Consider the following 25,360-nt stretch of genomic DNA (forward strand, 5'->3'; position numbering starts at 1 on the left):
AGCCGGGAGTTATGAACCTGACTGGCATGATGAGACCGCGGATGTTCATGGCCTTCCTGCTTGTATGCTGTTTTGCTGCCCTGAGCATGGGAATCCTTTCTGTAATCCTTTACAACAGGTTTTTGTGTGTGAATGCTTCTTTTTTATTGAGAGAATGGAAAACGCTGAGCCGTTTTATGCCGGGATTTCTGGTTGTTATGGCTTCCGCATTGGTAGCATGGGCCATATTGGCTCTGCCCCCGGACGATCCGGACAGTATGCACTGGGGGCCTGTCCTGATGGGCCTGTTTGGCGGGATAGCCTTTTTTCTTTACGGCATGGAAATGATGAGTGAGGGCATGAAACGGATGGCAGGCTCACGGATGCGGGAGGGGCTGGCCCGTTTGACCAGAAGCCGGCTGCGCGCTCTGGGAGTAGGGGCCTTTGTCACCATGATGGTGCAGTCGTCCAGTGCCACCAGTGTGATGCTGGTTGGGCTGGTGCAGTCAGAGCTGATGCGTTTTCCCCAGACTCTGGGGGTGATCCTCGGATCCGGTATCGGGTCAACGGTAACGGCCCAGCTGATTGCCTTCAAGGTAACGGACTATGCCCTGATTATGGTGGGGCTGGGCTTTTTGCTCAAGCTTGTGGGAAGAGGAGAAAAATCCAGGGATGCTGGCCGCATACTCCTTGGTTTTGGTATTCTTTTTTACGGCATGAAGCTGATGAGTGATGCCATGATTCCCCTTCGTTCCGATCCTGCCACCATCCATTTCCTTCAAAGTCTTTCGACGCCTCTGCTGGGAATTCTTGCCGGAACGGTTGTGACAGCCCTGATACAGAGCAGCGGTGCCATTGTGGGCATTCTGATTGTTCTTGGTGAACAGGGGCTGGTGGGTCTGGATGCTGCTGTTCCCATTATTCTGGGTGCCAATGTGGGAACCTGTGTCACGGCCATTCTCGCGGGACTGGCCGGAGGCAGGGAGGCCAAACGGGTGGCCGCTGCCCATGCGGTATTTAAAATAGCCGGAGTACTGGTATGTTTGCCCTTTCTTGCCCTGCTCTCCGATCTGGTAGTCATGGCGGGGGGGGGGATGGCCCGTCAGGTGGCCAATATCCATACCTTTTTCAATATAGGACTGGCCCTGGCCTTCCTGCCTTTCACGGGTTTTTTTGCATGGCTCCTGCTGATTCTTGTGCCGGATAAAAAAGAAAAGGACCCTTTACCTGTTTTTACGAGTCCTCTGGACAATGCAAAGATTGTTTCGCCGGATGTGGCGGTTGATATGGCCAGGCATGAAATAGCCAGAATGGCAGGGCTTCTCGAAATCATGGTCAGGGATGCGGGAATTCTGTTTGTTGCCCGAAAGCCCCGCCAGGACGAACAATATCCCCGTTTGACCTTGTTGGAGGGGCTGGCTTTTCGGGAAAGGGAGCTGGACTATCTGGATAAGGTGACCGGTGAATTTTTGTTTCGTATAGGAAGGGAGGCCATTACCGGAACCCAGACCCAGACCCTTTATGCCATGATTTCCATTACACGGGATTTGGAGAGCATCGGCGATCTTCTGGAAAGGAATGTGGCTCCCCTGCTCGAAAAAAAACGGGCTCTGGTGAACAGTTTCTCAGACGAGGGACGCGAGGAGCTTTCCATTTACCATACGAAAGTGCTCAAGCAGCTGCGCCTTCTCCGCGAAGCGCTTACGGAAAAGGATCTGCATAAGGCGGCGGAGATTATGGGGAGGGAGCGTAAATATCTGGATCTGGAGCTGCAGTACAGAATCCGTCATCTTAACCGGATCATGTGTCAGAGGATGGAATCTGTGGAAACCCATGAAGTGCACATGGAGCTTATGAACCTGATGACACAGGTTATTGTGTATACATCGAATATCGCTAAAACTTATCTTTCGGTGCTGGTGGAACGGCACTAGGTGACCCGGGCCTGCGATTGTGAGAGCTCAGGGCCGTCTGGTATGGATGATTGCTAAGGGTTCTCCTCAGCCTGATCCTGGCGGGGGTATCAGACTGTTGTCGGACCTCGCACTTCCGTCCCCGCCTCCACGGAAGAGATTTTGAGCCATAGAAAAGCCTGTTTTCTTTGTCGGACGTATCGCCTGAGGAGCAGGCTTTCTGTTTTTTTAGGTTTGTTGTCAAAAACAGGGTGTGATAGAAGAAGCAGGTGAGTTTTCTGAAACTGATATTATGCAAGGAGGTGCCATGCGCGGAGTGAATAAGGTCATATTGATCGGTAATCTGGGGGCTGACCCGGAAATACGGTATTTCCAGGATGGCACAGCTGTCTGTAATTTTAATATGGCCACATCGGAAAACTGGACAGATCGTCAGACTGGGGAAAAAAAAGAAAAAACGGAATGGCACAGGGTTGTGACCTTCCGCAGATTGGCGGAGATATGCGGTCAGTACCTGCGCAAGGGATCTAAGGTATATATTGAAGGGAAGCTGCAGACGCGCAGCTATGAAAAGGATGGTCAGACACGCTACATAACGGAAGTCGTTGCCGCCGAACTTCAGATGCTGGATTCAGCCCGGAGTGGTCAGGCACCTGCTGCCGGTGGTGGCCTGGGAGCTGCCCCTGTATCCGGTGGCTATGGCGGGCCCCAGGGAGGGGAGTATGGAGCTCCGGCCCGGAGTGCTGGTTATCCCAATCCATCGCAACCCGGTAACGACTACGGAAACGCTGGTCCCTTTGCGTCTGGGCCTCCGGATGATGACATCCCGTTTTAAAAATTCGCATCATAAACAACGTTTATGGTAAATTGTGTCTTGATTTTTTCTCATGAGAGGGTATGACAGAAGCACACAAAGTTTTTTTCCGGGATCTTTTTACGCGGGGGCGTGCAGAAGATTTCGAGGCCGACAAGACGCCTGTAGCATATACAGGCAAAGGTTCAGGGGTGAAAGGTATGCCGAGTGAAGTCATGGCGGATAAGGCGAAAAATCGTCTGTATATCCGCTACGGGGAAATGACCATCGAGCAGTATCTGCAATTTGCAGGAAAAATTGTGGGGGAAGCAGAAAAGTTGGCAAGAGGATTCACGATCCTTTCGGATTTGCGGGAATTTTCTTTTCCCAGAGGTGAGAATCCCATTCAGGCCAATATCCGTGAAATCACGGAAATCCAGCAGGAATTGAAAAAGTTGGGTGCCAGTGAGATTATCCGGGTCGTAGACCCTCAGGTCTGGCTGTTCATAGCCATGGCGGAAGCGGAAAAATCCGCTGGATATGAGGCCTTTATTTTTGATGATTACCATGAAGCGGATCAGGCCCTGGATGACATTGCCGAAGAAATGAATGGCGGGGGGGAGAAAACGGAAGCGCTCTGATACTTCTTGCGGGAAGTGCAGAGCGTTTTTTTGTGCGTTATGGATATGCTGCGTTCGTGAATCACGAATCACTCAGTGATTTGTATACCTACTACCTGTGGTGTTATTTCTCGGTATTTTTTCAGGATTGAAGCGTAAAAGTTTTTGATTTTTTATGAAATTGTTTCTTTGTTGCCTGGGTGTGGTACGGGGTGAAATTCCTTGACACACAAACAAAGTTTTTGATATGGCAATGAGTACAATTCAGGCAGTCGAATTTTGTTGGGTTTGCTTGTCAATTATTATATTCAGGAGGTAATCATGAGTAGAAAAATCAGAAAGGCCGCTGTTATCGGTTCCGGTATCATGGGTGGCGGTATCGCCGCTCTGCTGGCCGCAGCAGGAGCCGATGTTTACCTGTACGACATCGTTCCCTTTGACCTGAAGGACGAAGAAAAAAATGATCCTGCGGCGAGAAACCGCATTGTTGAAGCCGGTATGAAAGGTGCTCTCAACGCAAGACCTGCCCTTTTCTATACCAAAAAAGATGCTGCCCGCATCAAAACCTGCAACCTGACAGACGATTTCGACAAGCTCGGTGAGTGCGACTGGATCTGTGAAGTTGTTGTGGAAAATCTGAAGATCAAGCAGGATCTTTTTGCGCGTGTTGAAAAGGTGATGAAGCCCGGTGCCATTATCTCCTCCAACACCTCGGGTATTCCCCTTGCTAAAATTTCCGAAGGCCGTTCCGATGCATTCAAAAAGAACTTCCTTGGAACTCATTTCTTCAACCCCGTACGTTACATGCATCTCCTTGAGCTGATCCCCGGCGCCGAAACCAGCCAGGAAGTTCTTGACTTCATGGCTAATTTCGGTGAAGTGAGCTTGGGTAAAGGGATTGTATGGGCTAAAGATACCCCCAACTTTATCGGTAACCGTATCGGTATCCAGGGTATTGGCGTTGTTATGCAGAAGGTTGTTGAAGACGGCATCACCATTGCCGAAGCCGATGCGCTTTTCGGGTCGGCCATGGGACGTCCCAGAACCGCCATCTTCGGTACCGCCGACCTTGTCGGTATGGACACCATGGTGCATGTTGCGGATAACTCCTATAGCCTCTGCCCTGATGATGAAATGCGCGATACCGTTGCCGTTCCCCAATATGTTAAAGACATGGTGGCTTCCGGCAAACTCGGTGACAAAACCAAGCAGGGTTTCTATAAAAAAGGCAAAACCCCTGAAGGTAAGCGCTTCAAGCAGCAGATTGATCCCAAGACCGGTGAGTATACTGACATTGAAAAGCCTGACTTTCCCTGTCTTGCCGCTGCCAAAGCCAAAGATACCCTGGCTGAAAAAATCGCCACTGTTGTATGGGGCGAAGACAAAGGTGCTCAGTTTGTATGGAAGTGTACCGCTTCCCAGCTGACCTACTGCGCCAATCGCATTCCCGAAATTGCCGACAGCCTTGTTGAAATCGACAATGCCATGAAGTGGGGCTATGGCTGGGAAGTGGGTCCCTTTGAAGCATGGGATGCCATTGGAGTTCGCAAATCCGTAGAACGTATGGAAAAAGAAGGTCTGCTTGTATCCGCCAAAGTGAAGGACATGCTGGCCAAAGGCAATGAAACCTTCTACAAAATGGATTCCGGCAAGCTCTTCTACTATGACTTCGCTTCTGCCACCTATAAAGAAGTTCCTGCCAATGAAGCCGCCATCAGTCTGGCAGCCATCAAGGCAGACAATAAAGTTGTGAAAACCTGCCCCTCTGCCAGCCTGATCGACATCGGCGATGGCGTATTCTGCATTGAATTCCATACCAAGATGAATGCCCTGAACAAGGAAATCATCGAATTCATGGGTACGTCCATGGATTATGTGGATGAGAATGGTGTGGGTGTGGTTATCGGTAACCAGGCCGGTGGTATGCCCGGTGCATTCTCCGCAGGTGCCGACCTTTCCTTTGTTTCCAAGCTGGCCCACGACAAAGCCTACAGCGAGATCGAAAGTTTCCTCGCCATGGCCCATGCCGGTCTTCAGCGTGCCACCTACTCCAAGTTCCCCGTGGTTGCCGCTCCTTACGGTATGACCCTGGGTGGTGGCTGCGAAACCTGCCTCAGTGCGGATAAAATTGTTGCCCATGCCGACCTGTTCATGGGTCTGGTGGAAATCGGTGTTGGTCTGCTTCCCGCCGGTGGTGGCTGCCTCAATCTGTACAAGAAAATGATCGATTCCCTTCCCGGCGGTACGGCCAAAGAAGTGGATCTGACCAAATTCTTCATCAGCTCCTTCATGGCCATTGCCATGGCCAAGGTGTCCATGAGTGCGGAAGGTGCCGTTGCCAACGGTCATATGCATCCCTGGAAAGACCGCATTGTTCTGAACCGCGATCTTCTCATTGGTGAAGCCAAAAAAGAAGTTCTCACCATGGTTTCTTCCGGATACAGAGCGCCTCAGCAGAAAAAAGTCCGTGTTGTGGGTGTGGAAGGTCAGGGCATGGTTACGGCTGAGCTGTACAACATGCAAAGTGGTGGTTTCCTCAGTGAATACGATGCCTTCCTTGCCAAGCGCATTGCCTTTGTTATCTCCGGCGGTAATGTAAAAACCGGTATGGAAGTCAGCGAAGACAGCATTCTCAAGCTGGAGAGAGAAGCTTTTGTTGATTTCTGCAAGGAAGAAAAAACCGTTGCCCGTATCGATCATATGTTGAAAACCGGCAAGCCCCTTCGCAACTAAAAAAACTGAACGGAAATCCAGTCTTTTTGCCCTTTTGAAATGGGGATTTTCGTTCAGCTGCACAGGCTGTGGGCTTTTTACTGATAACCGGTGATTATATTTGTTACGTTTTCTTCTTGAAGGAGGAATACAATGAGAGATGCATATATCGTTTCGTCCGTGCGGACTCCTGGCTGTAAGAACCGTCGGGGTGCTTTCCGCGAAACCCGTCCTGAGAATCTGCTTTCCCATATTATGAAGTCCTGTGTGGAAAAAGCAGGTGTTGATCCCAAGGAAATTGATGACTGCATGATCGGCTGCTCCTTCCCCGAAGGTGAGCAGGGTATCAATATTGGTCGTATTGCCGCCCGTATGGCCGGTTTCCCCAACGAAGTTTCCGGAGCCACGGTTAACCGGTTCTGCTCTTCCGGTCTGGAAGCCATTGCTCTGGCCTCCCTGCGTGTTGGTGCGGGCTGGTCCGAAATGACCATGGGTGGTGGTATCGAGTCCATGACCTATGTTCCCATGGGTGGCAACTGCCCCCGCCCTCATCCTGATTTTGCCAAGACCAACCCGGAAGCCTATATCTCCATGGGTGTAACCGCAGAGAACGTGGCTGAGTGGTATAAGGTTAGCCGTCAGGAAATGGATGAGTTTGCAGCCCAGACCCATGCCAAAGCGGCTGCGGCTCAGAAAGCAGGTTATTTTACGGAAATTGTTCCCACGCCTGCTACCTACTATGTGCCCCAGGCTGACGGAAGCTTTAAAATTGAAACTAAGATGATCACCGACGATGACGGTGTGCGCGAAGGTACCACCGCTGAAGGCATTGCCCGTCTGGGCTCTCCTTTCAAGGCCGGTGGTATTGTTACCGCAGCCAACTCTTCCCAGACCACCGATGGTGCGGCTGCAACGCTGATCGCATCTAAGGAAGCCTGTGACCGTCTCGGCCTGAAGCCCATTGCCAAGATGATCGGTTATGCTGTGGCCGGTTGCAGATCTGAAGAAATGGGTGTTGGTCCCAAATATGCCATTCCCAAGGTTCTGGAGCAGGTGGGTCTGAAACTGGAAGATATTGATCTGTTCGAGATCAACGAAGCCTTCGCTTCTCAGGCTATTTACTGCTGTAAAGAACTGGGCATGTGGGGAACTCCCATGATGGATAAAGTGAACGTATGCGGTGGTGCCATTGCTCTGGGACATCCTCTGGGCTGCACCGGTGCTAAACTGACCGCAACCTTGGTAGCACAGCTGCAGCGTACCGGTGGTAAATACGGTATCGTCTCCATGTGCATTGGTGGTGGCATGGGTGCTGCGGGTGTATTTGAAATGGTATAGTAAGTAAAAGATGGTAAGGGGCGGGAAACCGCCCCCCCTCTGTCAGTTTATAAAGGATACCTTCCATGTGGGGGGTATCCTTTTTGTATGGCTGACCTATGGCTAAAAAGTTCAAAACGCACTCGACAAAACCATCTCATTTTCAATTCCCTTCAAAAGAACCGGGGTTTTTATCTGTGTCGAGTAGGAAATGCACTCATTAGTAAGTTGGGAAAAGCAGGGCAAGTCGTGCGATGCGGTTATGTTTCTGACCGGTCCGGCCATGGTTTTTGATCAGAGAAATTCATGGGAAAAGTGGTGGATGGCAGCATGGTCTACACAGTAAAAGCCGGAACCTTTTTTTGGCATCTTTCACAGTGCTCTTTGATAGCTTACATAGAATGAATTCGTAACGCGTTGAATTCCTTCAGCAAGACAGCTTGTAAGAGTACAGTTTTGTTTGTATGCATGCTGGCGTATCAACGCTTAGGTGGGATTCCGTGTGACAAGGGTTGTTACTGAAAAGTTCATTGCGCACTCAACATGGATAAAAAGGGCGGATTGCTAGGGTCAGACAGGAAGATACGAATAAACAACCCACGCCGTTTTACGGCATTTTGCCATAAAGTAACTTTTGAAGTTACTCAGAAGACGGAAGCGCACTCCGAAAAGCCTTCGCACCTTCCTTGGCAAGAGGGCCTGCCCGGTACACAGACTGAACGAAACTTGCTTTTTAAGGAAGATTTTTTGCCTGCGTGCCGGGGGGGGAGGGCCAAATTTTTTAAAGAGACCCACCGTTTCCCATTTCCATCGGAAGCTCCATAAGAAAGAAGCCAGACTACGGCAGTCGTTTCAGCGCAGCCTCGGCCATGTCCTCATAATCCGTATCCGCACCGGTAATCTGTGCCCGGGTATAGGAACTTCTGGCGGCTTCTGTGCGCTGCATTTTTTCCAGTATTTCTCCTTTAAGGAGCCAGGCGGCAGCGTTTTGCGGCACAAGGTCCGTCAGCCGGTCTGCGGATCGCAGGGCTTCGTCGGTTCTGCCTGTCTGGAGAAAAACCATGGCCTGCCCCCTGAGTGCCGGGGGATGGCGGGGCTCATGGCGTAGGGCACGGGTGTAGTAGCGCAGGGCAATATCATACTCCTTGAGGTTGTAATGCGCCCAGCCAAGATTGGATAAAGCATAGTGGGGTGTTGCGTAGAGAAGGTCTTCGGTCAGGGGCACAAGAACATTAATGGCTTCATGCCATTTACCTGTGGCCATGTAGGCGGACGCAAGGTTGTTCAGGGGCTGGGCGTAGTCTGAACGCAGCTCCGATGCTTTTTTGAAGTAGGGGATAGCTGTTTCCGGCCTTTCCAGAGCGAGGTAGGTAAGCCCGAGATTGTTTTGCAGATAGGGATCAGAGGGGTTCATTTTTTCCGCCTTCAGGAATTCCTGCAGTGCCCTCGAATAGGACCCCTGAAGCAGGTAGGCTTCACCCAAATCTCTTATGGCTCTGGATTCATTGATGCGGGCAGCCTGTTGCCCCGCGCATCCGGTAAGGAAGGCGGAGGCAAGCACACACATGAAAAAAAATAGTTTTCCTGATGTTACTAAGCTATGCATCTGCAGTTCCCTTATGGTCAGATAAATGATGCGTTGGAAAGAATCCCCAGATACTATGCCGGTGTCCTGTTTCAGTACGGAAACATTTGCTGGCAGCCCCCCCCGTCGTACGGAAGGGCCATGGTTGAAAAATGTCTTTTTCCTCAGAGGGCATTCTCCCTCTTTTTATTGAGATAAGGATGCATGAAAGGCTCTTCTTGCCGTATGAGCCGACAGGATTCCCCCGGCCCTGTACGGGTACAGTTTCTGTCGACAAGAGAATAGCACACTGGGTTCGAATGCTGAATCCAGAAATGGCTGTCTAAGCAGAAGCAGACTTTCCAGCAAGCCAGTTCCGGACCGGCAACAGCTTTTACTGATCTCTCAGGGAAAGATGCAAATTATTTGCAATGGCGTCCGCTGTCTGGCAGACAAATTCCCTGAATGCCGTACCTGTGAGCGGCATGCCCGGTGCGGGAACTTCCTTCAGGCCTTCCGGACGTATGAAGACAGGCTTATTCTGCAGGCTTTTTTGGGGTTTTACCTCGTATTCTTCGGGTAAACGGTCTTCAAAATACATTTCCTGAAAACCGGAAAATTTAAGAGCGTGGGCAGTGGAATCAATGATGGCTGTTTCGTCGCTGTGGACAAGGCCTTCTTTTCTGGCTCGGATCAAACCGGCAAGGGTTTCGCCACCATGGGTACAGGCAATATGGCCATTGCGGTTGGCCATGAGCTGGCAATCCATAATTTCCTGTTCGGGAACGGAAACAAAGAAAACTTTCTGACAGTCTGCCTTCTTATTGTACTGGTTGACAAGGGAAATAACCCTTGGCATGGAAACGGGATTTCCGATCATGGCGGCCTGCGCCACGCTGGGCTTGACAGTCATGGGGACAAAGCGTCGTTTTTTGGCGTCCGGTTCACTGTAATACTGGTAAACCGGGTTGGCATGATGGGACTGAACCCCCAGAATTTTTGGCAGCTCAGTGATAATGCCCGCGTCCAGGAATTTTAAAAATCCAGCCATGACAGCGGTGATATTGCCTGCATTGCCGATGGGTACCACCACAACCTTGTTTTTCATGTCAAATTCAAGGTCTTGGGCTATTTCGTATGAGTAAGACTCCTGCCCCAGAATGCGCCAGGCATTTTTCGAGTTTAAAAGAGCCACGTTGTATTTTTCCGACAGTGCTTCCACTACTTTCATGCAGTCATCAAAAACGCCGGGGATTTCAAAAACGGCGGCTCCATTGCCAAGGGGTTGGGAAAGCTGCTGGGGTGTCACCTTACCATGGGGCAGCAGAACGGCCGATTTGACAAGGGGCTGGAGATAGCTGGCATAAAGAGCTGCGGCTGCACTGGTATCTCCGGTGGAGGCGCAGACCGCCAGTACATTGTCTACCTTGCCGCTTGTGACCAGGTAACGGATATAGGAAAGAGCACTGGCCATGCCCCGGTCTTTGAAGGAAGCGCTGGGATTCTGCCCGTCGTTTTTATAATAAAAAGGCATTCCCACAATTTCCTGAAGTGTTTCATTGGCTTGGACAATGGGTGTGTGTCCCTCTCCCAGATAGAGTATGGATTCCAGGGGAATGACAGGACCAATGAACTCATGAAACCGGTAAATTCCTTTGAGAGCCGGAATTTTCAGCATGCGCCGGTAGTCCAGAATTTCCCGCCAGGTCTGGCCGGAAAGTCCTTTCAATCTGTTTTGTTCCATGTCCTGCAGTAAAAGAACCTCTCCGCAGGCAGGGCAGGTATAGAGAAGCTTGTCAATGCCAAAGGTTTCGGTGCATCCAAGACAGCGGTAGCACATTTCTCCGGAAGGCGTGGGGATGATATGGTCACGAATGTGTTCGGGAAACTTTTCGGGAGTCACAGGTTTTTCTCCATTGTTACGGGAATGCACGAATAAGCGAAAGATATCGTGTGGATATGTAAAAAGCGTGCAGGGCTTTTCTGGCTCTGCCAGCATGCAGTCTCCTGGAATTTCTGTCTCGCGGAGCCTGACTGTTTATCTGGCAGCCGTTGGGTTATGTTGTTTCAATTTTTTGCATGCCTCCCATGTAGGGCTGCAGAACTTCGGGAATACGGACACTGCCGTCGGCTTCCTGATAATTTTCCAGAATAGCGGCAAAGGTCCGGCCTACGGCAAGGCCGGAACCATTCAGGGTATGGACAAGTTCCGTTCCTTTTTTGCCTTTGCGTTTAAAGCGGATACGGGCCCTTCGGGACTGAAAGTCCTCAAAGTTGCTGCAGGAGGAAATTTCCCTGTAGGCATTCTGGCCGGGCATCCATACTTCGATGTCATAGGTTTTGGCCGATGAAAAGCCAAGGTCGCCTGTGCACAGAGTCACAACCCGGTAGGGAAGCTCCAGTCGTTTGAGGATGGTCTCTGCCTGCTCAAGCAGGGTTTCCAGTTCATTCCATGAGTGTTCCGGCAGGCAGAATTTCACCAGTTCAACTTTATTGAACTGGTGAAGGCGTATCAGCCCCCTCGTATCTTTGCCGTAGGAGCCGGCTTCGGAACGGAAGCAGGGAGTGTAGGCGGTATAGTACAGGGGGAGATCTTCTTCAGAGAGAATTTCATCTCTGTGAATGTTGGTTACGGGAACTTCCGCTGTGGGTATCAGGAAGTAATCCGCACCATCCAGGTGGAAGAGGTCTTCCTCAAATTTGGGTAGCTGCCCTGTACCGGTCATGGACTGGCGGTTTACCAGAAGGGGAGGGATGATTTCGGTGTAGCCGTGTTTTTCCGTGTGAGTATCCAGCATGAAGTTGATCAGTGCCCGTTCCATGCGGCTTCCGGCTCCCAGATAGAGCGCGAATCTGGATCCTGTAATACGTGCAGCCCTTTCAAAATCAAGAATTCCCAGCTGCTCTCCGATGTCCCAGTGTGCTTTTGGCAAAAAAGGGAAGGAGAATGGCGTTCCGTGGGTTTTTACCAGAAGATTGTCATTTTCATCCTTTCCTTCTGGTACGGAAGGGTGGGGAAGATTGGGTATGGCCATGAGAATGTTGTGAAGGTTTTCCTCACATAGGGTAAGATCTTTTTCCAGTTCTTTGATGGTTGCAGAGGTTTCTCTCATGGACAGGATTTTATCCTGTCCATCTTCCCCATTTTTTTTCAGGCGTGCAATTTCTTCAGAAACACTGTTGCGCTCATGGCGCAGTGCTTCCAGTTTTCCCAGGATGCTGCGGCGTTCTTCTTCGGTATGGGTAAAGGAATCCAGCGTTTTTTCTGCCCCCCGTTTGGCAAGGGCGGAGCGGACTTCAGACAAATTTTGGCGTACAAACTTGATTTCCAGCATCTTGACCTTTATATTGAATCGATTTTATTGTTCCAGGGAAAAGGCTGCGCGATTCCGTTGCTATTGTGCGGCCAGCCCCTTGGTTGAATCAACATGAAACCAGCTTGCCGGAAGGATTCCGGCAGAAAAAGAACCCGAATGAAAACGCTGCTTTCGGGTTTGAGTCTGTACATTTTATAAGGCCCCGAACCCTATGGTTGCAACGTATAAAAATTATCACAGGGACCCTAGAGGCGTCAACCTTCCCTGAGATCGTTTTCGGGCGGTCTGCAGGAGAAAGCAAGTGGAGCCAGCATGGAGGATGTTCGTGAAAAACGGCGTAGAATTGTCTCCGAGATCGAGAAAAAACTTTCATCACAAAGTGAGGCAGCAGTAAAGGAAAAACAGAAAGAAGCGGTGGACCGGCTTTTTGAGTTTGCCAATTATGTGGAAGCCCGTATAGCACTGTTGTATCTTCCAAGGCATTTTCTGGAGATGCCCATTGCCGACATCATGGAGCGTTCTTATGGTCGGAAAAAGGTCCTGGTTCTGCCCAAGTTTGACAAAGAGCGCAAGATTATCCGTTTTTACAAGGTAGATGATGCTTCCTGCCTTACGGGAAAGAATGTGGAAGAAATGGGGCCGGATCCTAAGAAATGCCGGGAAATTCCCATGGAGAATATCGATATTGCTTTGATTCCGGGAGTTGCCTTTGATGAGAAAGGCGCAAGAATTGGTGCGGATGATGGTGACTTTGACCGCCTGATGGGAAAGCTTCCTCTGACAACACGCAAGGTGGCCGTAACTCTGGAAGACCAGGTGGTGGCTCAGATTCCCATGGAGTCCAGGGCGAAATATGTGGATATTCTTGTGACAGACCAGCGGGTGATTTATAAAATCTAGTGCTGGAGCTTAGGGCAGAAGTTGTTTGTTTTCTTCCCCTCTCCATCCGGGAGAGGGGAAGAAAGTAAGGGAGGTGGAAGTTTTTTTTGAACGGGTAGCAGGGAGCATACAATGCCATCGGGCAGAGAGCCGGAAAAATTTATCCGTTGGCGTAAAGCCATGGTCACAGATCAGCTTCAGGGGCGCGGTATCCGTGATGCAGCCGTTCTTGCGGCCATGGGGGCTGTTCCTCGGCATCTTTTTGTCAGCGAAGCGCTCATGGATCAGGCCTATGGGGATTACCCCCTTCCCATTGGTTATCAACAGACCATCTCTCAGCCGCAGATTGTGGCGGAAATGACACAGGCACTGGGGCTTCTTCCCGGAGACAGGGTTCTGGAAATCGGTACGGGATCGGGGTATCAGGCAGCTGTTCTCGCAGAGATCGTCTTCCGGGTTTATACCATTGAGCGTCTGCAGCCTTTATATATGCAGGCCAGAAAGCTGTTCGATCGTCTGAAATATCATAATATTGTGACGCGTTACTCCGATGGAAGCACGGGCTGGAAACCGGAGTCTCCCTTTGATGCGGTTCTTGTCACCGCAGGCGGCCCCTCCGTGCCGGAGGTCCTTTTGTCTCAGCTGGCTGTGGGCGGGCGACTGGTGATGCCCGTAGGGACGGCCCAAAGCCAGGATCTTCTCCGTATTACCCGCACAGAGGAGGGGTTTGAGCAGGAAACCCTTTGTGCCTGTCGTTTTGTGAAGCTCATTGGAGAACATGGCTGGCGGGATGAGTGATGCCCTTTTTTTTCCGTCCGAAACCCTGTCAGAGGTCAGAAAAAGGCAGTCTCCTGTTTGGTGATGGTTCGGGTCTTCCTTCCCATCCGTTTCAGGAAAGCTGTAAGAAAGGATTTTTGTGCTGCGCCGTCTCTATAACTGGGTTTTGAGCTGGGCGGATTCGCCTTGGGGAGCCTTCGCTCTTTTTGCCATTGCCTTTGCCGAGTCCTCTTTTTTTCCTATACCTCCGGATATTCTGCTCATTGCCCTTTGCGTAGGAAGACCGGCCCACTCTTTTTTTTATGCGGGGGTCTGCGCTGCAGGGTCCGTTCTGGGCGGGCTGGCAGGCTATCTCATTGGCTGGCATTTCATGGGGAGCATCGGTATCCATATTGTGGCATTTTATGGGGCAGAGGCGCAAATAGCCCGCCTTGGCGAGCTGTATCACAATTATGATGCCTGGGCAGTGGCCATTGCCGGTTTCTCTCCCATTCCTTACAAGGTCTTCACCATCACAGCGGGTATGTTTGCCATCAATCTGCCGGTTTTTATTCTGGCTTCCCTTGTATCCAGATCGGCCCGGTTTTTTCTTATTTCCGGTCTTGTATGGAAATTCGGGCCGGGCATACGTGCTTTTATAGATCGCTATTTTGACAGGCTGGCCATAGCGTTTGTGGTGCTGCTCGTTGGTGGGTTTGCTTTAATCAGGTTTGTCTTCTGATGGCCTCCCAGATAAGAAATTTGCTTATTCCTGCTGAAAGAGGGGCCCTGATAGGTGGTAGGCTTCCTGGATGTAAGAAATGAAAGCGGAACAGAGAGGGGATGGCGTTCTGTCCTTGTGGCGGGTGAGGTAGAAATTACGGCGAAGGTGAAGACCCTCAATCTTACGGCAGCAGAGTCGGTTGGCTGCCAGCTCATCTTCAACGGCAACAGGAGACAGAATGGAAACACCCAGTCCGCTTTTGATCCCCTGAATTACCGCCTGTGTGTTTCCCATTTCGGCTACAATATTTAAATCTTCTATGGAAAGGCCCAGGGTTTTCAGGTGGCTGGCTATGGCCTGACGGGTGCCGGACCCTTTTTCCCGCAGAATGAAAGGCAGTTTACAGAGGTCGGTGGGTTCTATGCTCTGGGTATTTGCCATCGGGTGATTCCCGGGAAGCATGAGTCCCATGGTATCTTCGAGTATGCATGCCTGTTCCGCCCGGCGGTCCTTTGTGATGGCACCGATGATTCCCAGTTCAAGGTGTCCGTCCAGCGTTGCGGCAAGGATGGCCTCGCTGTCGCTGATTTCAAGGGAAAGGGTGACGTCGGGGTAGCGTTGTGCAAAACCTCCAATCAGCCGGGGCAGGATGTAGGCACCGGGTATGGTACTGCCTCCTATGACAAAACGACCCCGAATGGAACCCTGAAAGGCCGCCATGGCAGCTTCGGCCTCGTCGCGGAGCTGAAGTATACGGCGGGCATGCTGGTATAAAAGGGATCCTGCCTTGGTTGGAACGGCTTCCTTTCCGAGGCGATCAATCAGGCGGCATCCGAAATGGTTTTCCAGATCCCGGATATGGCTGCTGATGGTCGGTTGGGAAAGGTGAACGGCCTGCCCTGCTCTGGAGAAGCTTTTGCGTTCGATGACTTTGCAGAAAATGTTGAGTTGCCAGATATCCATGGATGTTTATTGTCCCCGTATGCCTTTTTGTTTCATTTTTTCCTGCAGTTTATGGAGTACGGCGGGGCTGACCATGCCGGAGATATCCGCGCCGAAGCTTGCGGCTTCTTTGATGACCGAAGAGCTGGTGAAAATCCAGCGGAGGCCTGTAATCAGAAAAACAGTCTGGACATCGCGGTTCAGGCGGCGATTCATCATGGCCATCTGGAACTCACTTTCAAAGTCACCCATGGCCCGCATGCCACGAACGATGGCTTTGGCTCCTTTTTTCTCCGCGTAATCCACAAGAAGGCCGTCAAAACTGTCCACCTCAATGCGATCCGCATGTTCCGCAAGGCTTTCCCTGATGAGATCCTTCCGCTCTTCAACGGTGAAAAATCCGGTTTTATTGGGGTTGTGGAGAATGGCCACAATCACTTTGTCGAATATGCCAAGGGCCCGTTCGATAATGTCGATATGGCCATTGGTCAGGGGGTCAAAGGAGCCCGGATAGATGGCGATGTTTCGGAAGGTTTCCATATCTCTGTGTTTTCCCTGCTAAGAATGCAACCGGTGGTTTGCGGGTGAGTTACTCCGCTGTATGCTGCTATCCAAGTCTCTGCCAGTTTCTGCGACAAGTGTGCTTATTAGGACATGCTATTGAAAAAATCAATGCCCGGTTATGGTTTTTCTTTTGTCATACGTGGCTTTGGGTGAAGGATAGGCGCGTCAGCCGTGTTTTCCCGTACACTCGGCTGTCTTCGCTGACAAATCCCGTATCCGGTGCTGGCAGAGGGTCATCTCCGGTGTGTTCACAGATGATGCAGGTGGTATGGGTGAGCACCCCCGTTTTTGTCAGATGCAGCAGAGCTGTTGCCGTCAGTCCTTTGCCGTAGGGTGGATCCATGAATATGAGATCAAAGGTTGCCTCGCTGTTCAGGCATCTGAGATCCTTACGGATGTTCCATTTTATGATGCGGCTTTGGCTGGCTATCCCCAGGCATTGCACATTCTGATGCAGAATGTGCAATGCCTGGGGGTGATTGTCCACGAATACGGCATGATCCGCTCCGCGGCTGAGAGCTTCCATGCCCAGGGCTCCTGTTCCTGCAAATAGATCCAGTACCCGTGCGCCTTCAACGCGGTCCCGGCCCAGTATGGAAAAAAGACTTTCCCTGAGGCGGTCGCTGGTAGGGCGGGTATCCATTCCCGCAGGGGCTTTGATGGAGCGTCTCTTCAGGCTTCCTGCAATGATGCGCATCTCTATGTATCCATCAGTTTCTGAAAGGTTTCCTGTGTGAGGCCAGATGCTGCTGCTGCCTCGGGAATGCTGTGATTGCAGATGGCCAGCTGTTTCCGCAGATACAGGGCCGAAAACAGTTTCATTGCGGTTTCATAATCACGGGCAGCCATGGGGTCGGGCCTCGAAGGAGTGGTAACTCCCTGATTCTTTAGGGTCTGTTCGCTGATGGTTTCGTCCGTAAGGGAGATGGCCAGCCGTTCCATGAGATTTTTTAGTTCCCGCACATTTCCGGGCCAGTCATGGTTGCGGAGAAGGGTGATGGCACCGGGGGTGAGTTGTTTTTCTTTTATTTTGCCACGGGTGGCGGATTCCTGGAGAAAAAGTGTGGCAAGGGCATGAATATCTTCTTTGCGTTCCCGCAGGGGAGGCACGGATATGGGCAGAACCGCCAGGCGGTAATACAGGTCTTCCCGGAAAGTACCCTGCCGGATTTCCTGCTCCAGATTCCGGTTGGTGGCGGCAATAATACGGACATCTACCCGGATTTCCCGGCTGCCACCCAGCCGATGGAAACGACCATCCTCCAGGAATCGCAGAAGATGGCCCTGGGCAATCATGGGAAGATCTGCCACCTGATCCAGAAAGAGGCTTCCCCTGTGAGCCATTTCAATACTTCCTTTATGGCGGGCGGAACCGGACGCAATGTTTTTTTCCAGCCCGAAAAGCTCTTCTTCCATGCGGTCGGGAGAAAAGGAGGCACAGTTCACGCAGATGAGGGCTTCTTCAGAGCGGCTACTCAGCTGATGCAGGCTGCGGGCAACCAGTTCTTTACCCGTTCCATTTTCGCCGAGAATAAGGGCCGGAGCATGGCTGGAAGCTGCCTGAAAAACCTGCAGACGGAGCTGTTGAACGGGCGGAGAGTTGCCTGTGATGGCATGACGGTCCAGATTCTTTTTTTTGAGATAGCGGTTTTCTTCTTCCAGCTTCTGAAAGTGCAGGGCATTGTTAATGGTAATGAGCACTTTGTCTATGGACAGGGGCTTTTCAATAAAATCAAAGGCTCCGTTTTTGGTGGCTGTAACGGCGGTATCGATGGTTCCATGACCTGTTATCATGATGACAGGAATGTTGGGGTCCAGTTTTCTGATTTCCTTCAGGGTGTCAATACCATCCATGCCCGGCATCCAGATATCCAGCAGTACAAGATCCGGAGCTTCCGATTCAATCCGTTTCAGAGCTTCAAATCCGTTGGGAGCCGTTTTGATATCAAAACCCTCATCCTGAAGAAGTCCACCGAGGGATTGCAAAATGCCGGGTTCATCATCCACCAGAAGCAGCGTGGGAAACATGGTTTTCTCCTTAGCGTGTTGTCTGTGTACCTGCCATTCTCAGGAAAGGAATGGTTTCAGGGGGTAGTCAATGCGAAAACAGGCCCCTGAAGGATCATTGTCCAGAACCTCAATTCTGGCGTTGTGCTCGTTCACAATGGAGTTGACAATGGCAAGCCCCAGGCCCGTGCCACTGCTTTTGGTCGAATAATAGGGTTCAAACAGCCGGGTTTTTTCTTCCGGTGGTATACCCGGTCCATTGTCCCGGATTTCAAGACGTAAGACATCACTCTCTTTGGGGCGAAAAAGGGAGATCCGGATTTCTCCTTTACCCTGGATGGCCCCCGTTGCATTGCTGAGAAGATTCAGTATGAGCTGTCGGTTCTGCTGGGGGTCCAGAGCAATGGCAGGCAGATCCTTCTCTATATGGAGAAAAAAATCAACCTCCGGATGGCCCTGACGGAAAGCGGCTACGCTGTCTGCCACAAGGGGGGCGAGGAGGCTGTGCCGGAGCCGGGCGGCGGGGAAACGGGCATATTCCGCAAATTCATTGACAAGATTACGGATTATCTCCACGTGATCTTCTATAATGCGGGTACATTCATCAAAAACGGGATCCTCCAGCATGGACCGGTATTTCCTCCGGAGCCGCTGGGCAGAAAGGGAAAGGGGGGTCAGGGGGTTTTTGACTTCGTGGGCAATACGGCGGGCAACTTCCCTCCATGCTGCCATGCGCTGGGCTTTTTCCAGCTCTGTGACGTCATCAAAAACCATAACGGTTCCTATGCGTTTTCCCGTATCATCCATGAGGGCTGAAAAGTGTATCTGAAAGTTTCTCAGCTGCCCATCAACGGTGAGGGTTATGGATGCCTTAAGGTCTCCCTGGCTGGCCTGAACCTTTTTTTCGTAGATCTCGGCTAATTTGCGGTAGCTTTTAGGAATGGCTTTTTTATAGGGCCGTTTCAGCAGATTCCGGGCTGTAAGGCCGAGCATGGTTTCCGCTGAGGGATTCATGGTGGTGACAATGCCTGAAGAGTTGAAGGAAATAACACCGGCGGAAACGTTTTTCAGGATTGTCTCCATGTAGCGTCTTCGCTCTTCAATCTCATTATTCTGCTGGCGCAGCATGCGTGCGGACAGGGCCAGCTGCTCCTGCCCCATGTGCAAGTCCCGTGTCATACGATTGAAGGCATCGACCAGAGTACCGATTTCATCGTCACCGGCCATAGCAATCTGAAACTGCAGATCTCCCTCGCCGATACGGCGTGTGGCTTCGGCCAGTTCCATAAGGGGGGTGGTGATGGTGCGTGCCAGATAAAAGGCAAACCAGATGGCGCAGAAGAGAACCAGCAGGGCAACAATGGTCAGTGCCAGATAGTAAATCTGCTGCACGGGTTGCCTGAGAAGCTTGACCTGCTGATACTCGCTGCTCCCTTGGGAAATGGCCGCGAGGTTGCGGATCAGCGTTGCCGGTATGCGTTTACCCATAACCACATATCCCTGAATGGCTTCTTTGTCTGCCTGAAAGGGTATGGTGGCGATGGTGCGGATCAGTTCACCGGAAAGAAAGGTTTCTGTCACATCGCGGGTCTGTCCATCTGAAAGGGGGCGACGGATTTCCTCAGGGGTGAGGGGGGGGAATGCGGTGTTGATATCCGGTCCGGTCCGGGAGAAGAGAAGATGGCCACGGGCATCATAAATATCCATGGAGTCCATGGGGAGCTCCTGCAGGCGCCGGTTGCCGTAGGCTTCCAGTAGTTGGCGTGCGCCAGGATCCATGAGTTGGCGTGTATGGATATCCTCTGCCGTTTGTTTGATAAAAAATCTGTTGGTTTCCGTTGTCTGGGCATACAGATGCCGACCCACGGCCACGGAGTTTTCCAGGGCCTGTTCCACGGGTATGTTGAACCAGAAAGCAATGCTTGTGGATATGAAATTCATGGAAAAAATGAACAGAACACTGGTGGGCAGCAGCGTGAGCGTGACAAAGGCTACCAGAAGCCGGGTGCGGAGTCTGGCTCCGGGAACCTTCTGTTTTCTGTCGTAGTAGAGTTTGACCAGATTGCGGAAAACAAGAAATATGAGCAGAAGAAAAAGCAGGAGATTGATATTGATAATGGCAAACATGAGAAGGGTATGGGAAAGGGGGAAGTCGGCTCCGAAATTCAGAATGCGGGTTTCCGCAAAGGTGAGCAGAGCGACCAGCGGCAGGAGGCAGATAATAATGATAAGTTCCCGTTTCCGCCGTTTATGTTCATTCTGGGGTGGAGGCTGGGACATGGCTTCTCCCGTTTTTTTCAGAAAATAAAGTCGATGCTGTACCAGTCTGTTTCAAAATCCCAGAAGGACAGGAAGAACAGGATGTGATGCAGATACAGGGGCAGGGTGAACTCACTGAGCTTGGCTTTGGCCCGGAGTCTGTAGGTTCGGGTTCTCTCCAGCTCATCATTCTGGGCAATGACAAGGTTGGAGATACTGCTCATTTTCCGTTTGGCTTCTTCAAAATCCTGGGTTGTGTGGGGAGAAAAACCTTCCCATGAGCGGGTTACGGTATAGGTTTCCCGGATGGTATTGTAACGGATGGTATGGGTGATCTTGATGCTGGCAATTTCCAGGGATCTCCTGAAACGCCGGGGGCTTTCCAGCACAAAATAATATGAAAAGGTTACAGGCACACCGCTCTGGATGGCAGCCTCTATTTTGGGTGCGAAAGCACCCTCGGCCCGGAGGTAAATCTCCAGAGAATTGTTCGTGTTGGCAAGGATGAGGTTCGTGATGGCGGCTTCCTGTGCGCGGGCGCTACCAGCAGGTACAAGGCAGCAGAGCAGTGCAAGGATAAAAACCTTGTTTGTTGCGTTCATCAGCAATGTGGGGAGAAAGGACATATGTACCGTTGCCATGAAGGTTTTCGGGTGGCTGGTTCGAAAAGGGTTCAGTCCTGATGCCGTGGCGCAACAAGGGAGCGGAGCCAGCCGAAAACCGTATTGCCCCGCAGGAGGTCTCTGTCAAGAAGGTCAAACTGTCGGCCGATTTCCCGTGGATCCGAAAGCCAGTCTCCCCGTGTGACAATTTTCCGGTCAGGATCCAGCTGCCGGACAACCCTGGCAGGATTTCCCGCGGCAATACAGTTTTCAGGAATGTCTTTTGTGACAACACTGCCTGCGCCGATGATACTGTTATCGCCGATATGAACACCTTTGCAGATAATGGCACTGTCTCCAAGCCATACATTTTCTCCAATGACAACCGGTTTTGTGATGCCTATGGGCATGGAGCGGTCATAGAGATCATGCCAGTCCGCATCGGTGATATAGACACCGTTGGCCATCATGGTATTGGCACCGATGATAATTTTTTCTGCGGCACTGATACGTGTACCCGGACAGATCAGGCAGTAGTCCCCGATTTCAATTCCGTGGATGTCTTTTTTATCACTCCATACGCAAAGACGAACTCTGGAATCGGAGCTGGCAATGATGGTGGTGAAGCTGCCAACACGAACGGGGCCGCCAAAAACCTCCACATGCCAGGGTTTGATGGCGTGGATACCGTGACCCAGAGATTCGAATTCCGGTTTCAGAAATTTTTTTAAGTAGAATTTCTGAAACCGGTTGTAGGCCTTTTTGATAAAATAAGGACGATGGTCTTTGCGCACAACACATACCTCGTTTTTAAAAAGCATCCACAACAACGCCGTAGGGATTCTGTGCCCAGAAAGCGTGACTGAAAAGACCGGAAGCCTCTGTGATGCCATAGAGAGCATCGGCGGCCATGAGCACCACAGCATTGGTCCATGTGAGTTTGTCTTCGGGCCAGATCACCATGTCGGGAAAGGTGAATCCGCACCAGAAAGAGCCGTCGTCATAGCGCCGGTCCATGATCCAGTTGAAAACAATGCGGGCCTGCCCGGTGTTACCCATGGCTGCGAGGGCCAGAACCAGCTCGGAGGTTTCCGCCATGGTGATCCAGGGCTGATCCGATACACAGCGTACCCCCATACCCTCAACCATAAATTTTTTCCAGTATTTATCCACACGCTTTTGCGCTTCCGCCCCGGAAAGGGCACCGCAGAGTACGGGGTAGAACCAGTCCATGGAGTAACGGGACTTGGATACATTGAAAACGTGGCGGCGGTGGCGTATGGCATGGCCCAGCCGGGTCAGGGCATCCTGCCAGAGGTGGAAGGGCTTCTGGAGGACGGAAGCAATGGCGCAGGCACATTTGAGGCTCATAAAAACAGAGCTGGATCCCGTAAGCAGGCACATGGGGTCCGTTTTCCCCTCCGGGCTTCTCGCCCACCACATTTCTCCGTCAGGAGACTGCATCGCAAGGATGAAGTCCATGGCTTTTTCCAAAACGGGCCAGTAAGACTCAAGAAAAGCCCTGTCCTTTGTGATGAGCCAGTCATGGAAAAGGCCGGTGGCGATGTAGGCCGTCATGTTGGTATCCTGAGTTCGGTCTTCAGGAGCGCCGTTTTTGTAGGATGCGTACCATGCTCCGTTGGGCAGCTGCTGTCCTCTCAGCCAGTCAAAGCCTTTGCGGGCACCGGCATGATGGCCTGAGATGGAAAGCCCCATGATGGACTCCACCATATCCCATGGGTCTGTTTTGTCACCTCCGCTCCAGGGAATTTCCCCGGAGTCTCTCTGGGTTTTGAGAATACTTGCGGCAACCGCTGCAATGTCCAGAGAAAGGGGAAGGCTTTGTTTTGCCGTTTTCACTTCCATGTCTGTCCTTTATAGAGTCCGGATGCGTGTTTCCGGTGTATCGGGCTGATTCTATACAGCCAGCCAGTTTCTGACAAAAATGTATGAAAAAGAAGGCTCACTATGTATTGTAAAATATACAATCGGTATAGCTAGCAAAAAAAAAGGAAGCCTGCAATCAATATGAGGACTTGTGTCCGGTGGGCCGGAGGCCCTGTCTGCGGTTCTGAAGGGCTGTGGCCGGATAATCGGTGGTCTGTTCTGCCGGGCTTCTGGTATTTGTGGCGTTGACTTTTGGGCCGGACTGTCTTAATCAATAAATCTTGATGTATGAATCTTTCTTGATGGCAGGAGTTAGCGTGGAAATTTATCAGACCATAGCCGCCATGCAGGCACAGTCTTTTGTGTGGAAAAGGCAGGGGCGGCGCATAGGATTTGTTCCCACCATGGGGTTTTTGCATGAGGGGCACCTGTCGCTGATCGATATGGCGGCAGGCCATGCGGATGTCGTTGTGGTCAGTATTTTTGTGAACCCCACTCAGTTCGGGCCTTCAGAAGATCTTGCCGCTTATCCGCGAAGTATGGAAAAGGATCTTGCCCTTTGTCGGGAACGGGGCGTAGCCGCTGTTTTTGTACCGGAACCCTCTGCTATGTATGGCCGGGACTTTCAAACCTATGTGCAGCTTGAAAAGCTGCCCTCCCATCTGTGCGGCCTGTCACGGCCGGTTCATTTCCGGGGAGTGGCAACCGTGGTGAGCAAGCTGTTCAACATTGTACAGCCGGATGTGGCTGTTTTTGGTGAAAAGGATTATCAGCAGCTGGCGGTTATACGGCAGTTGGTTGAGGATATGAATTTTCCCGTTGCCATCCTTGGTGGCCCCATTGTCCGGGAGGCGGACGGTCTGGCCATGAGTTCAAGAAATACCTATCTTTCTCCGGCGGAAAGGGCATCCGCGCGTTGCCTTTTCAGGGCCCTTGAAGAAGCGGCAGCCATGGTGGCGGGGGGGGAAAGGGAGGGCATGCGTATACGGAACCATGCAGAGGATCTTATTTCTTCTGAATCCGGTACGGAAGTGGATTATATCAGCCTATGTGACCCGGTTACCCTTGAAGAGAAAACGGTGATGGATGGTCCGGTTCTCATGGCTCTGGCCGTGAAGTTCGGCACAACCCGTCTGATTGATAACCGGGTTCTTTTGATCCCTGCCCCATAAGAGCCGGGGTGCAGCTGTCTGTTTTTTGTCTGAACCCTCTTGTGTTTACGGAAGTTTTTTGAATCGGCCTCTGGCTGTATATAAAGGAGTATTTTATGAGTAAGGAGCGCATGCTGTTCACTTCGGAATCCGTTACGGAAGGCCATCCGGATAAAGTTGCGGATGCCATTTCCGATGCTATTCTCGATGCCATCATGGCCCAGGACACCCGGTGCCGTGTGGCCTGTGAAACTTTGGTAACCACGGGCATGGCGATTATTGCCGGTGAAATCAGCACCTCCTGCTATGTGGATATGCCCCAGATTGTGCGGAATACCATACGGGAAATCGGTTATCATTCATCGGATATGGGGTTTGACTGGCAGACCTGTGCCGTTATGACCAGTATTGACCAGCAGTCTCCGGATATTGCTCAGGGCGTGGACCGGGAAAGTGAAGAAGAACAGGGTGCCGGAGATCAGGGGCTGATGTTCGGTTTTGCCTGCAATGATACTCCGGAACTCATGCCTGCTCCCATCATGATGGCTCACCAGCTGACCCGCAGGCTGGCGGAGGTCCGTAAAGAAAGCATGCTGGATTTTCTAAGACCTGATGGTAAGGCTCAGGTTACGGTGCAGTATGATGGCTGCAGGCCCGTACGGGTAGATGCGGTTGTGGTTTCCACCCAGCATGCGCCTGAGGTCCCCTATGCCGTTCTCAAGGAGGCGGTGATGGAAGAGGTGATCCGCTCCGTAATTCCTGCCCATATGCTGGATGAGAAAACCAAATATTATATCAATCCTACGGGTAAGTTTGTGGTTGGTGGTCCCATGGGAGACTGTGGCCTTACGGGCCGGAAGATTATTGTGGATACCTATGGGGGGCAGGGAAGCCACGGAGGCGGGTGTTTTTCCGGTAAGGATCCTTCCAAGGTGGATCGCAGTGCTTCCTATATGGGCCGTTATATTGCCAAAAACATGGTGGCGGCAGGGCTTGCGGATAAATGTGAAATTCAGGTGGCCTATGCCATTGGTGTGGCAGATCCCGTTTCCGTGCTGGTGAATTCCTTTGGTACGGGCGCGGTGTCTGATGAGCGGTTGGGAGAAATTGTTCGTTCTGTCTTTAATCTGCGCCCAGCAGCCATTGTCCGTCAGTTGAATCTTTTGCAGCCCATTTATCGGCAGACAGCCGCCTATGGGCACTTTGGGCGCAGTGAGAGGCCCGGTTTTACCTGGGAAGAAACGGATAAGGTGGAAGCCCTCCGGTCGGCAGCGGGTATCTGACGGGACAGTGCGGAACGTTTACTGAAGAAGGGGTAGCCTCTGGCCGCCCCTTTTTGTGTTTGCCCGGCAAAACCGGCACTCCGTCCACTTG

Annotated in this window: 21 protein-coding genes; 10 read left to right on the forward strand and 11 right to left on the reverse strand. The window is 51.5% G+C overall.

Annotation, left to right across the window (positions count from 1 at the left end):
• Window positions 1-128: 128 nt before the first annotated feature.
• The 5 genes from OOT00_RS12365 (at window position 129) to OOT00_RS12385 (ending at window position 7,355) form a co-directional block, all read left to right on the forward strand.
• On the forward strand, window positions 129-1,913 hold the full coding sequence (locus OOT00_RS12365; RefSeq protein ID WP_265425689.1) for a Na/Pi cotransporter family protein: 1,785 nt from the start codon (window positions 129-131) through the stop codon (window positions 1,911-1,913).
• Between the two features lie 286 nt (window positions 1,914-2,199).
• A complete protein-coding gene (locus OOT00_RS12370; protein ID WP_303649974.1) occupies window positions 2,200-2,727 on the forward strand; it encodes a single-stranded DNA-binding protein in 528 nt (175 codons plus the stop codon).
• A 179-nt stretch (window positions 2,728-2,906) separates the two neighbouring features.
• Entirely contained in the window at window positions 2,907-3,326 is a 420-nt protein-coding gene (locus OOT00_RS12375) for a hypothetical protein (protein WP_265425691.1), read from the forward strand.
• Window positions 3,327-3,626: 300 nt separating this feature from the next.
• Window positions 3,627-6,038, forward strand: a complete 2,412-nt coding sequence (locus OOT00_RS12380; protein ID WP_265425692.1) for a 3-hydroxyacyl-CoA dehydrogenase/enoyl-CoA hydratase family protein — start codon at window positions 3,627-3,629, stop codon at window positions 6,036-6,038.
• Between the two features lie 132 nt (window positions 6,039-6,170).
• A complete protein-coding gene (locus OOT00_RS12385) occupies window positions 6,171-7,355 on the forward strand; it encodes a thiolase family protein (protein WP_265425693.1) in 1,185 nt (394 codons plus the stop codon).
• 817 nt (window positions 7,356-8,172) lie between these two features.
• Here the strand turns inward: OOT00_RS12385 and OOT00_RS12390 are convergent.
• The 3 genes from OOT00_RS12390 to serS all read right to left on the reverse strand — a co-directional run bounded on the left by OOT00_RS12390 (window position 8,173) and on the right by serS (window position 12,233).
• Window positions 8,173-8,901, reverse strand: coding sequence for a tetratricopeptide repeat protein (locus tag OOT00_RS12390; protein ID WP_265425694.1), 729 nt, complete (start codon window positions 8,899-8,901; stop codon window positions 8,173-8,175).
• A 391-nt stretch (window positions 8,902-9,292) separates the two neighbouring features.
• A complete protein-coding gene (gene thrC / locus OOT00_RS12395) occupies window positions 9,293-10,801 on the reverse strand; it encodes a threonine synthase (RefSeq protein WP_265425695.1) in 1,509 nt (502 codons plus the stop codon).
• A 154-nt stretch (window positions 10,802-10,955) separates the two neighbouring features.
• The gene (serS, locus tag OOT00_RS12400; protein WP_265425696.1) at window positions 10,956-12,233 is read right to left on the reverse strand and encodes a serine--tRNA ligase; all 1,278 of its coding nucleotides are present in this window, start codon (window positions 12,231-12,233) and stop codon (window positions 10,956-10,958) included.
• A gap of 294 nt (window positions 12,234-12,527) precedes the next feature.
• Between serS and OOT00_RS12405 the strand changes: the two genes are divergently transcribed.
• The 3 genes from OOT00_RS12405 (at window position 12,528) to OOT00_RS12415 (ending at window position 14,592) form a co-directional block, all read left to right on the forward strand.
• The gene (locus OOT00_RS12405; protein WP_265425697.1) at window positions 12,528-13,115 is read left to right on the forward strand and encodes a 5-formyltetrahydrofolate cyclo-ligase; all 588 of its coding nucleotides are present in this window, start codon (window positions 12,528-12,530) and stop codon (window positions 13,113-13,115) included.
• Between the two features lie 111 nt (window positions 13,116-13,226).
• Window positions 13,227-13,892, forward strand: coding sequence for a protein-L-isoaspartate(D-aspartate) O-methyltransferase (locus tag OOT00_RS12410; RefSeq protein WP_265425698.1), 666 nt, complete (start codon window positions 13,227-13,229; stop codon window positions 13,890-13,892).
• Between the two features lie 118 nt (window positions 13,893-14,010).
• On the forward strand, window positions 14,011-14,592 hold the full coding sequence (locus tag OOT00_RS12415) for a YqaA family protein (RefSeq protein ID WP_265425699.1): 582 nt from the start codon (window positions 14,011-14,013) through the stop codon (window positions 14,590-14,592).
• Window positions 14,593-14,616: 24 nt separating this feature from the next.
• On the opposite strand, the gene OOT00_RS12420 is transcribed toward OOT00_RS12415, so the two are convergent.
• From OOT00_RS12420 to OOT00_RS12455, 8 genes are all read right to left on the reverse strand, one after another.
• A complete protein-coding gene (locus OOT00_RS12420; RefSeq protein WP_265425700.1) occupies window positions 14,617-15,537 on the reverse strand; it encodes a selenium metabolism-associated LysR family transcriptional regulator in 921 nt (306 codons plus the stop codon).
• A gap of 6 nt (window positions 15,538-15,543) precedes the next feature.
• A complete protein-coding gene (coaD, locus tag OOT00_RS12425; RefSeq protein ID WP_265425701.1) occupies window positions 15,544-16,056 on the reverse strand; it encodes a pantetheine-phosphate adenylyltransferase in 513 nt (170 codons plus the stop codon).
• Between the two features lie 157 nt (window positions 16,057-16,213).
• Window positions 16,214-16,777 carry a 16S rRNA (guanine(966)-N(2))-methyltransferase RsmD gene (gene rsmD, locus OOT00_RS12430; protein ID WP_265425702.1) on the reverse strand — a complete coding sequence of 188 codons (564 nt, stop codon included), beginning with the start codon at window positions 16,775-16,777 and terminating at the stop codon, window positions 16,214-16,216.
• 2 nt (window positions 16,778-16,779) lie between these two features.
• Window positions 16,780-18,108 carry a sigma-54-dependent transcriptional regulator gene (locus OOT00_RS12435; protein ID WP_265425703.1) on the reverse strand — a complete coding sequence of 443 codons (1,329 nt, stop codon included), beginning with the start codon at window positions 18,106-18,108 and terminating at the stop codon, window positions 16,780-16,782.
• A 39-nt stretch (window positions 18,109-18,147) separates the two neighbouring features.
• On the reverse strand, window positions 18,148-20,367 hold the full coding sequence (locus OOT00_RS12440) for a sensor histidine kinase (RefSeq protein WP_265425704.1): 2,220 nt from the start codon (window positions 20,365-20,367) through the stop codon (window positions 18,148-18,150).
• A gap of 17 nt (window positions 20,368-20,384) precedes the next feature.
• The gene (locus OOT00_RS12445; RefSeq protein ID WP_265425705.1) at window positions 20,385-20,987 is read right to left on the reverse strand and encodes a DUF4390 domain-containing protein; all 603 of its coding nucleotides are present in this window, start codon (window positions 20,985-20,987) and stop codon (window positions 20,385-20,387) included.
• Between the two features lie 32 nt (window positions 20,988-21,019).
• Complete coding sequence (locus OOT00_RS12450) at window positions 21,020-21,742, reverse strand: acyltransferase (RefSeq protein ID WP_265425706.1); 723 nt, start codon at window positions 21,740-21,742, stop codon at window positions 21,020-21,022.
• A 16-nt stretch (window positions 21,743-21,758) separates the two neighbouring features.
• Window positions 21,759-22,814, reverse strand: coding sequence for a glucosidase family protein (locus tag OOT00_RS12455; protein ID WP_265425707.1), 1,056 nt, complete (start codon window positions 22,812-22,814; stop codon window positions 21,759-21,761).
• A gap of 338 nt (window positions 22,815-23,152) precedes the next feature.
• On the opposite strand from OOT00_RS12455, the gene panC reads away from it, so the two are divergent.
• Together panC and metK are read left to right on the forward strand one after the other, a co-directional pair.
• The gene (gene panC, locus OOT00_RS12460; protein ID WP_265425708.1) at window positions 23,153-24,007 is read left to right on the forward strand and encodes a pantoate--beta-alanine ligase; all 855 of its coding nucleotides are present in this window, start codon (window positions 23,153-23,155) and stop codon (window positions 24,005-24,007) included.
• A 95-nt stretch (window positions 24,008-24,102) separates the two neighbouring features.
• Window positions 24,103-25,269: a methionine adenosyltransferase gene (metK, locus tag OOT00_RS12465; RefSeq protein ID WP_265425709.1), complete on the forward strand. Its 1,167-nt coding sequence runs from the start codon at window positions 24,103-24,105 to the stop codon at window positions 25,267-25,269.
• Window positions 25,270-25,360: the final 91 nt, after the last annotated feature.

It is taken from the genome of Desulfobotulus pelophilus (assembly GCF_026155325.1).
GTDB lineage: Bacteria > Desulfobacterota > Desulfobacteria > Desulfobacterales > ASO4-4 > Desulfobotulus > Desulfobotulus pelophilus.